The organism is Leclercia adecarboxylata (assembly GCF_035787115.1).
Lineage (GTDB): Bacteria > Pseudomonadota > Gammaproteobacteria > Enterobacterales > Enterobacteriaceae > Enterobacter > Enterobacter adecarboxylatus_E.
Map to the genome: position 1 here is coordinate 42,666 of NZ_JALKTL010000001.1, position 13,467 is coordinate 56,132.

The following is a 13,467-nucleotide window of genomic DNA, read 5'->3' on the forward strand; positions in this document are numbered from 1 at the left end:
GTGGATGATTCAACATGCTAATTATCTGGCGCGTATTAATAGTGCTGGCAACCGTTTTTCCGCTGTCCGGCTATGGTTGTGAATATACCGTTATCGGCGCCCCGTATAACGTTAATTACGGCAATATTATTGTTCAGCGTGATGTCCCCGTCGGGGAGGCGATAAGCAACGAAATTTATGGTTCGCTGGCGCTGGCCTATAGCTGTACGCCCACGGGGAACGAAGGTTCAACCGCAGGCATGAAGAGCGCAGGCCTGGCCTATGCGTTTACTACCGCCAGTGGACGCCGGGTATATCAAACCGGGTTGCCCGGCGTTGGGATCTCCGTGGGATATTATGAAAAAACCACCGCCGGGGACGCCAGTTTTAATGGAACAACCTGGCTGGGAGCCGATCTTTTCACTGCTTCCTGGAGTTCGAACAGCAATGAAATACACGCCAGCCAGTTCCAGCCGATTATTCAGTTCTGGAAAACCGGCACTATTACGTCAGGTTCCGTAAACGGGCTTCTGGCCTCTTTTGTGGCCTGGACAGAGCAATATCGGGGCGGCACCACGGCGCCCGATATCCCCGTCTATGCGGGAACCGGTTCGATTACGCAGGTGGCCTGCGCCATCACCACGCCAAATCTGGTATTCCTCCTCGGCGACGTACCGTTAAGCCGTTTCGGCAACACTGTCGGCACTCTACCGGATGGGGCCCAAAGCACGCTTAACCTCGGCCTCAACTGCGACAGCGGGGCGAATATTAACGTCACGCTGAGCGGCATTCCGTACCCTGAATCCGGTAACAGCAGCGTGCTGGCGTTATCCGGCCAGGGAGCGGAGGGCGTTGCAGACGGTGTCGGTGTGCAGCTGCTTTATAACGGCGTGCCGCTGGTATTAAACAGCACGGTTGCGCTCAAACAGGCGAATGGTGGTCAGGAGAGTTTGCCGATCACGGCCCGCTACTATCAAACCAAAACCTCAGTAAGCACCGGAACCGCAAATGCCAGTGCCACCCTGATCCTCACCTATCAGTAAAAGGAAAATATCGATGAGGCTGAATATCATCGGGATAGCGATCGCCTGCCTGTTTACCGCCGGGGCGGCGGCAGACGGCGTGAATATCGCTGTAAAAGGGAGGATCGTCGCCACGCCCTGCGTCTTTAACGGAGGGAGCCCGGTGGTAAACGTTAATCTGGGAAATATACAGGCAAAAAATATGGCCACGCCAGCGTCGTCCTCTGCGCCTGTGCCTTTTACGTTGAACTTTACCCAATGTCCGGCGGTAACACAGCGCGTGACGGTCACCTTTACCGGAACAGCCGATCCCGATGCGGGGACAAACTACTACAGGAATAGCGGTACCGCGAGAAATATCGCGCTGGGCATTATTGAAACCCGTACGGGGAATTTAAAAGGGTCGGGGAGCAGCCTTACCCGCAATATTAATGACGATCGCACCACCACCCTGAATATGCAGGCCATTGCCTATTCTGATACCGGCGGAGTGACGCCAGGCACAATTAGCGTCGCCGTGGTCGCGACGCTGGAATATAACTGAATGAGTGAGGGAAATACCGCCGATGGTGAACGTGCTTATTAATGAGACAGAGACATTTTACTGCTATGCGCTGAAAAAAATGATTATCGAACAGTTCGGAACGCAGGCCGGATGTGACATAAATTTTATGACGGACTTTACCCGGAAGAATATCAGCTGTGCTGATATCCTGGTGCTGTCTCTGTGCCGGGGCGAGCCTTTCATCTGTACGCCAGAATTACTGGCGCGTAAGAAAGGGGTGATGATTGGTCTGATCAACGGCGAACGCTACAGTAAAGAGACATTACCGGTCTGTTTTCAGGAGATAATATTCGTGTCACGGAATGCGCCGCTGGACGATTTTTACCAGATTTTCCAGGCGGCCCGGCATACCTTGCAGTGCCACGAGGAAAACCCAGTCACTCACGCCTGTGCAGGGTGTCATCACCGGGCGCTATCGCCGCGGCAAACCGTCATTATGGCCAGCCTGTACCAGGGGTTATCGACAACCGCTATTGCGGAAAAGCTGAAGATCGACAGCAAAACGGTGTATGCGCACAAGTACGACGTCATGCAGAAGTTTCAGCTGGACAGCGATCACGATTTACAGGCGTTGCTGACCAGAATGCGTGAAAAAAACATGCAGATAAATTTGTTGCGGGAATGTCTGAGAGCATAACTGCCATATAACCCCCTGAAATGAGCCCGCCAGCGCGGGCTGATGACTTTTCTGGCTATTCTAAAAATAGGGGCCATCATTGCCCCTTATTTTCCCTGCCCTTTGAATATCGTCGAAGCAAGTTCCAGCCGTCCAGAGCCAGCAACACAAGTGCAGGCACCGTGCTTAAAACCATTAGGACTGCAAATACAAACTCCACATGTGAATTACCCCGCCACATTGCGCACCACTTCCCATTCCAGATTGATAAAGCGGCCACTTTGTCCCCTCTCAAAACCCGTCTCGATATCATATCTCCACGGAAAATCAGATTTCATAAAGACATGAAGCCCAGCGGCAGGGCTGTAATGCCGCCGCGCTTTTTGCAACTGCATGCATAAACGCTCGGTAACGCTGCCGGGATTACGGCACAGGACGATCACATCACCGCTGGCGTAATGCGCGCCCACGGCCATTACAAGTGGCTCGGAGTGAGGGGCGTGATTTGCGATGCGGATTGACGTAAGTCGGGTGCTGCTGATGTCCTGGGCGTCACCCTCGTTTACGAGGATTACCTCGTGCAGGTTCTTTACGGCAGGGTTAGATACCAGCGCCTTAGCGGCCTGCCGGTTCTCAGCGTTATACGTTGCGACGAGGCTAATCTTCTTTGTCATGGATTTCATTCCCTGGAAAATTCCCGCAATGAAAGCATGGGTAATGTCAGGGATTCAAATAGGTTGTATAGATCGATACGGGAATATTGATCGTCTCAATCGATCGATGCATGCAGTCCACCCGACGATAGTGTAGACGTCAAACCCCCAAACCATTCACTTGAAGAATTCCGCAGTCTCAATTGCTGTATTTATATACAGTAATTATAAGAAAAAAGGTGGCAACTCCATGTTTGCCCTGGTTGATGTGAACTCATTTTATGCGTCCTGCGAATCTGTTTTTAGGCCCGACCTGAAGGGCCGACCTGTCGTCGTTTTGTCGAATAACGACGGGTGCGTTATTGCCCGAAGTGCTGAGGCAAAACAATTAGGGATCGCAATGGGTGAGACGTACTTCAAACAACGTGATTTATTCCGGCGTAACAACGTTGCCACATCCTCAAGCAATTATGAGCTTTACGCCGATATGAGCCACAGGGTGATGACCACTCTGGAAGAAATGTCTCCGCGCGTTGAAATTTACTCGATTGACGAGGCCTTTTGCGACCTTACCGGGGGGCGGAACTGCCGAAATTTGGAGGACTTTGGTCGGGAAATCCGCGCTACAGTTTTACGGAATACACATCTGACCGTTGGCGTTGGGATAGCCCAGACCAAAACCCTGGCGAAACTTGCGAACCATGCAGCAAAAAAGTGGCCGCGGCAGACCGGGGGCGTCGTGGATTTATCAAATATCGATCGTCAGCGGCGTTTGATGTCTATCGTACCCGTAGAGGATGTCTGGGGAGTAGGTCGACGCATCAGTAAAAAGCTGATCACTATGGGCATAACCAATGCCTGCCAGCTCGCCGATACATTACCATGGGTCATTCGTAAACATTTTAACGTGGTGTTAGAGCGCACGGTGCGTGAACTACGCGGTGAGCCTTGTCTGGAACTGGAAGAGTTTGCACCGGCGAAGCAGGAGATCGTCTGTTCGCGCTCGTTCGGCGAGAGGGTAACGGACTACGAGCAGATGCATCAGGCTATTTGCAGTCACGCGGCGCGCGCAGCGGAAAAATTGCGCGCTGAGCATCAGTATTGCCGCTACATTTCTGCATTCGTCAAAACCTCGCCGTTTGCGGTTAACGAGCCGTACTACGGCAACAGCGTCTCCGTAAAACTCCTCACCCCTACCCAGGATACCCGCGACATTATCAACGCCGCAGTGCGCTGCCTGGATAATATCTGGCGTGACGGCAATCGATATCAGAAAGCAGGCGTAATGCTGGGGGATTTTTTCAGTTCTGGTATCGCGCAACTGAATCTTTTTGACGACATTACTCCGCAGAAAAACAGCGAGAAACTAATGGAGGTACTGGATCTTCTTAATGCAAAAGACGGAAGAGGCACTCTGTTTTTTGCGGGTCAGGGTATCCAGCAGCAGTGGCAGATGAAAAGGGAAATGCTATCACCACGCTATACTACAAGATTTTCGGATTTACTGATTGTCCGCTGAAACTGGACATACCTCAGCGGTCTAAATTACGGATTTTAGGGGCATATTTGGGGGCAGAATCGCATCTGGGGGCATGTTTGGGGGCATCTAAATGCCCTACATTGTCCGTTGATGTCTATATGTCTAAGATGCTAACTCGCTGATTTTAAATTAATCCCTTGATTTTAGAGATTTAAAAAAATCTATCCCAAAAATAGGCATTTTCTATACATATTTTCGTTTTTGACCGTTTCCGTCGATTTCCTCCTTTAATTATCAATATTATCAACACATTAAACATTATCCTTCGGGCCTGATAAGCCCGTCAGCAGGGTCTATGCTTAATGAAACCAGACAAAAAGGGCGATTAAGCCGAATGTCCCTGCAACTGAGGGGTTGAAGTGATAATCATTATCACTAACATGGTGTTATGCCCAGGGGGCGCAATACATGAGGTGGACTTATGGAACAGCATTCAGAAACGTTTGATCCGACAGATTTTGCGTGGCGAGGGTTATCGCTGACGCCTGCCGCTGCAGCGCACATTCGCGAACTGGTCAGCAAACAGGCAGGCATGCTTGGCGTGCGGTTAGGGGTAAAGCAGACGGGCTGCGCCGGTTTCGGCTATGTTCTGACCACCGTAAACCAGCCGGAGAAAGACGATCTGGTTTTTGAACATGAAGGCGCCCGACTCTATGTGCCGCTACAGGCGATGCCGTTTATTGACGGTACGGAAGTGGATTACGTGCGCGAAGGCTTAAACCAGTTATTCAAATTCAATAACCCGAAAGCCCAGAACGAATGCGGCTGCGGCGAAAGTTTTGGGGTATAGGCGGTATTATGTCTCGACATACTGAAGCAACTGACGATGTCAACACCTGGTCCGGTGGCCACATTAATTATAAAGAGGGCTTTTTCACCCAATTGCAGACCGACGAGCTGGCAAAAGGGATCAATGAAGAGGTCATTCGCGCCATTTCGGCCAAACGTAACGAACCCGAGTGGATGCTCGAGTTCCGCCTGAATGCGTTCAGGGCCTGGCTGGAGATGGAAGAGCCGCACTGGCTGAAGGCGCATTACGACAAACTGAATTATCAGGATTACAGTTACTACTCTGCGCCATCCTGCGGCAACTGTGACGACACCTGCGCCTCTGAGCCTGGTGCGGTGCAGCAGACCGGGGCCAATGCCTTTTTAAGTAAAGAGGTGGAAGAGGCCTTCGAACAGCTCGGGGTGCCGGTGCGTGAAGGACGCGAGGTGGCGGTGGACGCCATCTTTGACTCGGTCTCGGTGGCCACTACCTATCGTGAAAAACTGGGTGAGCAGGGGATCATCTTCTGCTCCTTCGGCGAAGCCATCCACGATCATCCTGAGCTGGTGAAGAAGTACCTCGGTACCGTGGTGCCGGGCAACGATAACTTTTTTGCGGCCCTCAACGCGGCGGTGGCGTCTGACGGCACCTTTATCTACGTGCCGAAGGGCGTACGCTGCCCGATGGAGCTCTCTACTTATTTCCGCATCAACGCCGAGAAGACCGGTCAGTTCGAACGCACGATTCTCGTCGCCGATGAGGGCAGTTACGTCAGCTATATTGAGGGCTGTTCCGCCCCGGTGCGCGACAGCTACCAGCTTCACGCGGCGGTGGTGGAAGTGATTATCCATAAAGACGCGGAAGTGAAGTACTCCACCGTGCAGAACTGGTTCCCGGGGGATAACAATACCGGCGGTATCCTGAATTTCGTCACCAAGCGCGCCCTGTGCGAAGGCGAAAACAGCAAGATGTCCTGGACCCAGTCGGAAACCGGTTCAGCCATCACCTGGAAATACCCGAGCTGCATTCTGCGTGGAGATAACTCCATCGGTGAGTTTTACTCGGTGGCGCTGACCAGCGGACATCAGCAGGCCGATACCGGCACCAAGATGATCCACATCGGTAAAAACACCAAATCGACCATCATCTCGAAAGGGATCTCGGCGGGGCAGAGCCAGAACAGCTACCGGGGCTTAGTCAAAATCATGCCGACGGCCACCAACGCCCGCAACTTTACCCAGTGCGACTCAATGCTGATTGGTCCGGACTGCGGGGCGCACACCTTCCCGTATGTGGAGTGTCGTAACAACAGCGCCCAGCTGGAGCACGAAGCGACGACATCGCGAATTGGTGAGGACCAGTTGTTCTACTGCCTGCAGCGCGGCATCAGCGAAGAGGATGCCATCTCGATGATTGTGAACGGCTTCTGTAAGGATGTGTTCTCTGAACTGCCGCTGGAGTTTGCCGTGGAAGCACAGAAATTACTGGCGATCAGCCTCGAACACAGCGTCGGTTAAGGATTAAGGAAAGCACATGTTAAGCATCAAAGATTTACAGGTCAGTGTGGAAGAGAAAGCGATCCTGCGCGGCCTGAGCCTGGAGGTTCGTCCGGGTGAAGTCCATGCCATTATGGGGCCAAACGGCTCGGGGAAAAGCACGCTCTCCGCGACGCTGGCCGGACGCGAAGATTACGAAGTGGTTGGCGGTTCGGTAGCGTTTAAAGGCAAAGATCTGCTGGAGCTCTCCCCTGAAGAGCGCGCTGGCGAAGGTATTTTTATGGCCTTCCAGTATCCGGTGGAGATCCCGGGCGTCAGTAACCAGTTCTTCCTGCAGACCGCGCTGAATGCGGTGCGCAAATACCGCAGCGAAGAGGAGCTGGATCGCTTTGATTTCCAGGATCTGATGGAAGAGAAGATTCAGCTGCTGAAGATGCCGGAAGATCTGCTTACCCGTTCGGTCAACGTCGGTTTTTCCGGCGGGGAGAAGAAGCGTAACGACATTCTGCAGATGGCGGTGCTGGAGCCGGAGCTGTGCATTCTTGATGAAACCGACTCCGGACTGGATATCGACGCCCTGAAGATTGTCGCCGACGGGGTTAACGCCCTGCGCGACGGCAAGCGGTCCTTTATCATCGTCACCCACTATCAGCGCATCCTTGATTACATCAAGCCCGATTATGTGCACGTGCTCTATCAGGGGCGGATTGTGAAATCCGGTGATTTCACGCTGGTGAAACAGCTGGAGGAGCAGGGCTATGGCTGGCTTAGCGAACAGCAGTAACGCGCTGCAGCAGTGGCACCGTCTGTTTGAAGCGCAGGGCGAGACGCGCTCGGAACAGGCGCAGCAGCACCTGCAGCAGATGCTTCGCCTCGGGTTGCCGACGCGTAAGCACGAAAACTGGAAATACACCCCGCTGGAAGGGCTACTCAACGGCCAGTTTGTGGCGCGTCCGGCAAGCGTCGCGCCCGGCGACCGGGATACGCTGGCGCTGAATCTTGACGCCACGCGGCTGGTCTTCGTTGACGGGCGCTTTAGCGCAGAGCTGAGCGACAGCACCGAAGGCAGCGGGTTTGACGTCGTGATTAACGACGAGCGCCAGAGCCTGACGGCACCGGTTCAGCCGGAGCTGTTCCTGCATCTGACCGAAAGCCTCGCGCAGAGCGTGACCCATATCAGCGTTAAACGTAACCAACGGCCTTCTAAGCCGTTGCTCTTGCTGCATATTACACAGGGTCTGGCAGACGAAGAGATCAACACCGCCCATTATCGCCACCATCTTGAGCTGGCGGAGGGGGCAGAAGCGACGATCGTTGAACATTACGTCAGTCTCAATGAGATGCGTCACTTCACCGGCGCGCGCCTGACCATGAACGTGGCGGCCAACGCCCGGCTGCACCACATTAAGCTGGCGTTTGAGAACGCGTTGAGCCACCACTTCGCCCATAACGATCTGCAGATTGCCGCCGATGCGTCGGCCTTCAGCCACAGCTTCCTGCTCGGGGGCGCGGTACTGCGCCACAACACCAGCACCCAGCTGAACGGCGAAAATACGACCCTGCGCATCAACAGCCTGGCGATGCCGGTGAAATCCGAAGTGTGCGATACCCGCACCTGGCTTGAGCACAACAAGGGCTACTGCAACAGCCGTCAGCTGCATAAAACCATCGTCAGCGATAAGGGGCGGGCGGTATTCAACGGTCTTATCAACGTGGCGCAGCACGCCATTAAAACCGACGGGCAGATGACCAACAACAATCTGCTGATGGGTCGACTGGCGGAAGTGGACACCAAACCGCAGCTCGAGATCTATGCTGATGACGTGAAGTGCAGCCACGGCGCTACCGTAGGGCGGATTGATGATGAGCAGATGTTCTATCTGCGCTCCCGCGGGATCGATAAGCAGGCGGCAGAGAAGATGATCCTTTACGCCTTTGCCGCTGAACTGACCGAAGCCCTCGACGATGAAACATTAAGACAGCAGGTGCTGGCACGTATCGGCCAGCGTCTGCCCGGAGGTGTGGCATGAATTTCCCTGTAGAGAGAGTGCGGGCGGACTTTCCCGTCCTGACCCGTGAAGTAAACGGTCTGCCGCTTGCCTATCTCGACAGCGCCGCCAGCGCGCAAAAACCCGCGCAGGTGATCGATGCCGAGGCAGAGTTTTACCGGCACGGTTATGCGGCGGTACACCGGGGGATCCATACCCTCAGCGCCGAAGCGACGCAGCGGATGGAAAACGTCCGTACCCGGGCGGCGGCGTTTTTGAACGCCCGCTTGCCGGAAGAGCTGGTCTTTGTGCGCGGTACCACCGAAGGGATCAACCTGGTTGCCAATAGTTGGGGCAGTGCGGAGGTGCATGCCGGGGATAACATCATCATCAGCCAGATGGAGCACCATGCCAACATTGTGCCCTGGCAGATGCTGTGCGAGCGCGTCGGGGCTGAACTGAGGGTGATCCCGCTTAACGAGGATGGCACCTTACAGCTTGAACAGCTGGATACCCTGCTTGATGAACGCACCCGGCTGGTGGCCATTACCCAGGTCTCCAACGTGCTGGGCACCGAAAACCCGGTGGCGGAAATTATCGCCAGAGCCCATCAGGTAGAGGCGAAAGTGCTGATCGATGGCGCGCAGGCGGTGATGCACCACAGCGTTGACGTGCAGGCGCTGGACTGCGACTTCTACGTCTTCTCCGGGCATAAGCTCTACGGGCCTACCGGGATCGGCGTACTGTACGTCAAAGACGAGATTTTACAGGCCATGCCGCCATGGGAAGGGGGCGGGTCGATGATCGCCACCGTCAGCCTGAGCGAAGGCACCACCTATGCCCGTGCGCCGTGGCGCTTTGAGGCGGGCACCCCCAACACCGGCGGCATTATCGGGCTGGGCGCGGCCATGGAGTATGTCTCAGGCATCGGCCTTGATGCCATCGCCGAATATGAGCAGATGCTGATGCGCTACGCGCTAACCGAGCTGGCCAGCGTACCGGATCTCACCCTGTACGGCCCGGCGGATCGTCTGGGGGTCATTGCCTTCAATCTTGGCAAACACCACGCCTATGACGTCGGCAGTTTTCTCGATAACTATGGTGTGGCGGTGCGTACCGGACACCACTGCGCTATGCCGCTGATGGCGTTCTATCAGGTACCGGCGATGTGCCGCGCATCGCTGGTGATGTACAACACAATGGAAGAGGTCGACAGACTGGTGGCAGGGCTGAAGCGTATCCACCATCTGCTGGGCTAAAAATAGGGGCAAGAAATGGCTGCGTTGCCAGACAGAGATAAATTGCTGCGTAACTTTACGCGTTGCGCAAACTGGGAAGAGAAGTACCTCTACATCATTGAGCTGGGGCAGCGTCTGCCTGCCCTTAGCGAGGATGACCACATTCCGGAAAATAGTATTCAGGGCTGTCAGAGCCAGGTGTGGATAATAATGCACCAGAACGAAACCGGGGTGATTGAATTAGCGGGTGACAGTGATGCGGCAATAGTCAAAGGCCTTATTGCCGTCGTGTTTATTTTATATCAGCAGATGTCTGCTCAGGATATTGTCGCCTTTGACGTGCGTCCGTGGTTTGAAAAAATGGCGCTTACGCAGCATTTAACCCCCTCCCGTTCCCAGGGGCTTGAGGCGATGATCCGCGCAATCCGCTCCAAAGCCGCCAACATTAGCTAAACTATCAGGACAGCCCTCATTCTGTTCCGCGAGACGGCTCCCGCCTCGCGGATTTTTCAGCTTTCTGACGTTCTGTCAGTGAATAAGGAATCCCAGTATGAAGCGCGCGTCTCTATTAACTCTTATTCTCTTTGGTTCGCTCAGTGCGATTAATTGCGCCCGGGCGGTGGATTATCCTTTGCCGCCGGCTGGTAGTCGGCTTATCGGGCAAAACCAGACGTATATTGTTCAGGAAGGTGATAATAACCTGCAGGCTATTGCGCGTCGGTTTAATACCGCTGCGCATTTAATACTCGAAACCAATAATACCATCGCTCCGGTCTATCCGGCGCCAGGAACGGTCATCACCATTCCTTCGCAGATGCTGCTCCCGGATACACCCCGGGAGGGGATCGTGGTGAATCTGGCGGAGCTGCGACTCTACTACTATCCGCCGGGTGAAAACAGCGTGCAGGTCTATCCGCTGGGCATTGGCCAACTGGGGCTGGATACGCCTGTAACCACCACCCACATCAGCCAGAAGATCCCTAACCCGACCTGGACGCCAACCGCGGGCATCAGAGCGCGCTCGCTGGCGCAGGGTATCAAACTGCCCCCGGTAGTACCCGCAGGGCCAAATAATCCGCTGGGGCGCTTTGCGCTGCGTCTGGGCGTGGGCAATGGTGAGTACCTGATCCATGGCACCAGCGCACCGGACAGCGTGGGGTTGCGCGTCAGTTCCGGCTGTATGCGAATGAACGCGCCTGATATTAAAGCGCTCTTCGCCCAGACCCGTGTCGGCACGCGGGTGCAAATCATCAATGAGCCGGTGAAGTTCTCGGTTGAGCCGGACGGTAAGCGCTATGTTGAAGTGCATCGCCCGCTGGCGATGGAAGAGGGAGAAAACCCCCAGACGATCGCTATCACGCAGTCCAGCGCCTTTACGACGTTTATCTCGCACGGCGGTAGCGATAAGCTGCTGGTGAACAAAGCGTTGTCGCGTCGGTCGGGGATCCCGGTGGTCGTCTCAAGCGGTGCCGGGGCAGCTACTGAAAGTACCGGGCTTTCAGCGCAGAACAGTCGCTTGCCGGTGGCGGTGATGCAGGGTGAACAAGAACAGGCAATTCAGTAGAACGAAACGAGAGGCAAAAAAAATGGCGCACAATGTGCGCCATTTTATTAACACAGGTACTATTACTTACGGTATTTAGTAGCCTGGTTGTCCAGACGCTGGTTAGCGCGAGCTGCGTCATCTTTAGCAGCCTGAACGTCGGAACGCATTGCGTTCACGTCGTTGCTCAGCTGGTCAACTTTAGCGTTCAGAGTCTGAACGTCAGAAGACAGCTGATCGATTTTAGCATTGCTGGAGCAACCTGCCAGCAGAGTAGAACCCAGGATTACCGCGCCCAGTACCAGTTTAGTACGATTCATTATTAATACCCTCTAGATTGAGTTAATCTCCATGTAGCGTTACAAGTATTACACAAAGTTTTTTAGGTTGAGAATATTTTTTTGATGGGAATATGCCTATTTTTGATCGTTCGCTCAAAGAAGCACCTGTTTTGACTATTTCGTGAAAAATATTGTGTTAAAACAGACAATTTTCATCGGATTCCTCTTAGAAAATGACCCCATTAAATAGAAAAACCCGATTTGCTTTTCTAATAAATTTGTCTGATAGCGGAAATAAAAAAAGCGTCCCGAAGGACGCTTTTTATACAAATTAATTCGTTCGAAATTATTACAGGACGTGAACAGATGCGGTATTAGTGGTGCCGCTTGGAACCAGCGCACCGGATACCATCACCACAACGTCGCCTTTCTGCGCCAGGCCACGTTCAACCAGCTGCAGAGCCACTTCTTTACCCAGACGGTAGAAATCGTCAGTAGAGGCGATCTCTTTCACCAGGTGTGGTACTACGCCTTTGCTCAGCACCAGCTGACGCGCAGTCACTTCATTGGTGGTCAGGGCCAGAATGGTGGCGTTCGGGAAGTATTTACGTACGGCTTTGGCAGATTTGCCGCCCTGGGTCGCAACAACGATCAGCGGGGCTTCCAGTTTCTCAGCAGTTTCAACCGCGCCACGGCAAACGGCTTCAGTGATGCGCAGTTTACGGCTGTCGTTGTTGTTGTCCAGACGGCTCTGCATTACGCGGTCGGTACGTTCGCAGATGGTCGCCATGATGGTGACAGCTTCCAGCGGGTATTTACCCTTCGCGGATTCACCGGAGAGCATCACCGCATCGGTACCGTCGAGAATGGCATTGGCCACGTCGCCGGCTTCAGCGCGGGTTGGACGTGGGTTTTTGATCATGGAGTCCAGCATCTGCGTTGCGGTGATAACCACTTTACGCGCGCGAACACACTTCTCGATCATCATCTTCTGCGCGAAGATAACTTCTTCAACCGGGATCTCAACGCCCAGGTCACCACGTGCAACCATGATGCCGTCAGACGCTTCGAGAATTTCGTCGAAGTTGTTAAGGCCTTCCTGATTTTCGATTTTGGAGATGATCTGGATGTTTTCGCCGCCGTGGGCTTTCAGGTGCTCACGGATTTCAACGACATCAGAACGTTTGCGGATAAAGGATGCCGCAACGAAGTCAACGCCTTGCTCGCAACCGAAGATCAGATCCTGTTTGTCTTTTTCAGCCAGCGCAGGCAGAGCGATAGAAACGCCTGGCAGGTTAACGCCTTTGTTTTCGCCCAGGTCGCCGTTGTTCAGTACCTTACAAACAACGTTTTTGCCTTCGATTGCGGTGACTTCCATACCGATCAGGCCGTCGTCCACCAGCACGGTGTTACCGACGGACAGGTCGCTGGTGAAGCCTTCATAGGTCACAGCAACGATTTCACTGTTGCCGACAACAGACTTGTCTGTAGTGAACGTGAAGGTCTGGCCCGCTTTCAGAGAAACGTCGTTGCCGCCTTCCAGTTTAATGGTACGAATTTCTGGACCTTTGGTATCCAGCAGGATTGCTGCTTTTTTACCGGTCTTGCTCATCACGTTGCGCAGGTTCTGGATGCGCTGGCCGTGTTCAGCATAGTCACCGTGAGAGAAGTTCAGACGCATCACGTTCATGCCGGCGTCCAGCATTTTGGTCAGCATCTCTTCAGATTCGGTTTTCGGGCCGATGGTGCAAACAATTTTCGTCTTTTTCATGACAGT

The 13,467-nt window shown here is 53.9% G+C and carries 14 protein-coding genes; 11 read left to right on the forward strand and 3 right to left on the reverse strand.

Going from position 1 to position 13,467, the window contains the following annotated elements; genetic code table 11:
* Positions 1-14: 14 nt before the first annotated feature.
* The 3 genes from MXM41_RS00205 (at position 15) to MXM41_RS00215 (ending at position 2,203) form a co-directional block, all read left to right on the forward strand.
* Positions 15-1,022: a fimbrial protein gene (locus tag MXM41_RS00205; RefSeq protein ID WP_325929195.1), complete on the forward strand. Its 1,008-nt coding sequence runs from the start codon at positions 15-17 to the stop codon at positions 1,020-1,022.
* A 13-nt stretch (positions 1,023-1,035) separates the two neighbouring features.
* Positions 1,036-1,545 (forward strand): fimbrial protein, encoded by a 510-nt coding sequence (locus MXM41_RS00210; RefSeq protein WP_325929196.1) that lies wholly within the window; start codon positions 1,036-1,038, stop codon positions 1,543-1,545.
* Between the two features lie 127 nt (positions 1,546-1,672).
* The gene (locus MXM41_RS00215) at positions 1,673-2,203 is read left to right on the forward strand and encodes a helix-turn-helix transcriptional regulator (protein ID WP_325929197.1); all 531 of its coding nucleotides are present in this window, start codon (positions 1,673-1,675) and stop codon (positions 2,201-2,203) included.
* A gap of 206 nt (positions 2,204-2,409) precedes the next feature.
* Here the strand turns inward: MXM41_RS00215 and MXM41_RS00220 are convergent, their stop codons facing one another.
* A complete protein-coding gene (locus tag MXM41_RS00220) occupies positions 2,410-2,856 on the reverse strand; it encodes a hypothetical protein (RefSeq protein ID WP_325929199.1) in 447 nt (148 codons plus the stop codon).
* 229 nt (positions 2,857-3,085) lie between these two features.
* Between MXM41_RS00220 and MXM41_RS00225 the strand changes: the two genes are divergently transcribed.
* The 8 genes from MXM41_RS00225 (at position 3,086) to ldtE (ending at position 11,430) form a co-directional block, all read left to right on the forward strand.
* Positions 3,086-4,354 carry a Y-family DNA polymerase gene (locus tag MXM41_RS00225; RefSeq protein WP_325929200.1) on the forward strand — a complete coding sequence of 423 codons (1,269 nt, stop codon included), beginning with the start codon at positions 3,086-3,088 and terminating at the stop codon, positions 4,352-4,354.
* 442 nt (positions 4,355-4,796) lie between these two features.
* On the forward strand, positions 4,797-5,165 hold the full coding sequence (gene sufA / locus MXM41_RS00230; protein WP_325929201.1) for a Fe-S cluster assembly scaffold SufA: 369 nt from the start codon (positions 4,797-4,799) through the stop codon (positions 5,163-5,165).
* Positions 5,166-5,173: 8 nt separating this feature from the next.
* Entirely contained in the window at positions 5,174-6,661 is a 1,488-nt protein-coding gene (gene sufB, locus MXM41_RS00235) for a Fe-S cluster assembly protein SufB (RefSeq protein WP_325929202.1), read from the forward strand.
* Positions 6,662-6,677: 16 nt separating this feature from the next.
* Positions 6,678-7,424: a Fe-S cluster assembly ATPase SufC gene (gene sufC, locus MXM41_RS00240; RefSeq protein WP_325929203.1), complete on the forward strand. Its 747-nt coding sequence runs from the start codon at positions 6,678-6,680 to the stop codon at positions 7,422-7,424.
* Complete coding sequence (sufD, locus tag MXM41_RS00245) at positions 7,399-8,670, forward strand: Fe-S cluster assembly protein SufD (RefSeq protein ID WP_325929204.1); 1,272 nt, start codon at positions 7,399-7,401, stop codon at positions 8,668-8,670. The genes sufC and sufD overlap by 26 nt, the downstream gene beginning before the upstream one ends.
* Entirely contained in the window at positions 8,667-9,887 is a 1,221-nt protein-coding gene (gene sufS, locus MXM41_RS00250; RefSeq protein WP_325929205.1) for a cysteine desulfurase SufS, read from the forward strand. Before sufD ends, sufS begins: the two co-directional genes overlap by 4 nt.
* A 15-nt stretch (positions 9,888-9,902) precedes the next feature.
* A complete protein-coding gene (sufE, locus tag MXM41_RS00255; protein WP_325929206.1) occupies positions 9,903-10,319 on the forward strand; it encodes a cysteine desulfuration protein SufE in 417 nt (138 codons plus the stop codon).
* 97 nt (positions 10,320-10,416) lie between these two features.
* A complete protein-coding gene (gene ldtE / locus MXM41_RS00260; protein ID WP_325929207.1) occupies positions 10,417-11,430 on the forward strand; it encodes a L,D-transpeptidase LdtE in 1,014 nt (337 codons plus the stop codon).
* A gap of 62 nt (positions 11,431-11,492) precedes the next feature.
* On the opposite strand, the gene lpp is transcribed toward ldtE, so the two are convergent.
* The gene (gene lpp / locus MXM41_RS00265; RefSeq protein WP_001082307.1) at positions 11,493-11,729 is read right to left on the reverse strand and encodes a murein lipoprotein Lpp; all 237 of its coding nucleotides are present in this window, start codon (positions 11,727-11,729) and stop codon (positions 11,493-11,495) included.
* Positions 11,730-12,039: 310 nt separating this feature from the next.
* Positions 12,040-13,461 (reverse strand): pyruvate kinase PykF, encoded by a 1,422-nt coding sequence (gene pykF, locus MXM41_RS00270; protein WP_325929209.1) that lies wholly within the window; start codon positions 13,459-13,461, stop codon positions 12,040-12,042.
* Positions 13,462-13,467: the final 6 nt, after the last annotated feature.

Bases quoted from the DNA above. Each gene is read 5' to 3' on its own strand.
- MXM41_RS00205 (WP_325929195.1), top strand. From the start codon at position 15: ATGCTAATTATCTGGCGCGTATTAATAGTGCTGGCAACCGTTTTTCCG.
- MXM41_RS00210 (WP_325929196.1), top strand. From the start codon at position 1,036: ATGAGGCTGAATATCATCGGGATAGCGATCGCCTGCCTGTTTACCGCC.
- MXM41_RS00215 (WP_325929197.1), top strand. From the start codon at position 1,673: ATGACGGACTTTACCCGGAAGAATATCAGCTGTGCTGATATCCTGGTG.
- MXM41_RS00220 (WP_325929199.1), bottom strand. From the start codon at position 2,856: ATGACAAAGAAGATTAGCCTCGTCGCAACGTATAACGCTGAGAACCGG.
- MXM41_RS00225 (WP_325929200.1), top strand. From the start codon at position 3,086: ATGTTTGCCCTGGTTGATGTGAACTCATTTTATGCGTCCTGCGAATCT.
- sufA (WP_325929201.1), top strand. From the start codon at position 4,797: ATGGAACAGCATTCAGAAACGTTTGATCCGACAGATTTTGCGTGGCGA.
- sufB (WP_325929202.1), top strand. From the start codon at position 5,174: ATGTCTCGACATACTGAAGCAACTGACGATGTCAACACCTGGTCCGGT.
- sufC (WP_325929203.1), top strand. From the start codon at position 6,678: ATGTTAAGCATCAAAGATTTACAGGTCAGTGTGGAAGAGAAAGCGATC.
- sufD (WP_325929204.1), top strand. From the start codon at position 7,399: ATGGCTGGCTTAGCGAACAGCAGTAACGCGCTGCAGCAGTGGCACCGT.
- sufS (WP_325929205.1), top strand. From the start codon at position 8,667: ATGAATTTCCCTGTAGAGAGAGTGCGGGCGGACTTTCCCGTCCTGACC.
- sufE (WP_325929206.1), top strand. From the start codon at position 9,903: ATGGCTGCGTTGCCAGACAGAGATAAATTGCTGCGTAACTTTACGCGT.
- ldtE (WP_325929207.1), top strand. From the start codon at position 10,417: ATGAAGCGCGCGTCTCTATTAACTCTTATTCTCTTTGGTTCGCTCAGT.
- lpp (WP_001082307.1), bottom strand. From the start codon at position 11,729: ATGAATCGTACTAAACTGGTACTGGGCGCGGTAATCCTGGGTTCTACT.
- pykF (WP_325929209.1), bottom strand. From the start codon at position 13,461: ATGAAAAAGACGAAAATTGTTTGCACCATCGGCCCGAAAACCGAATCT.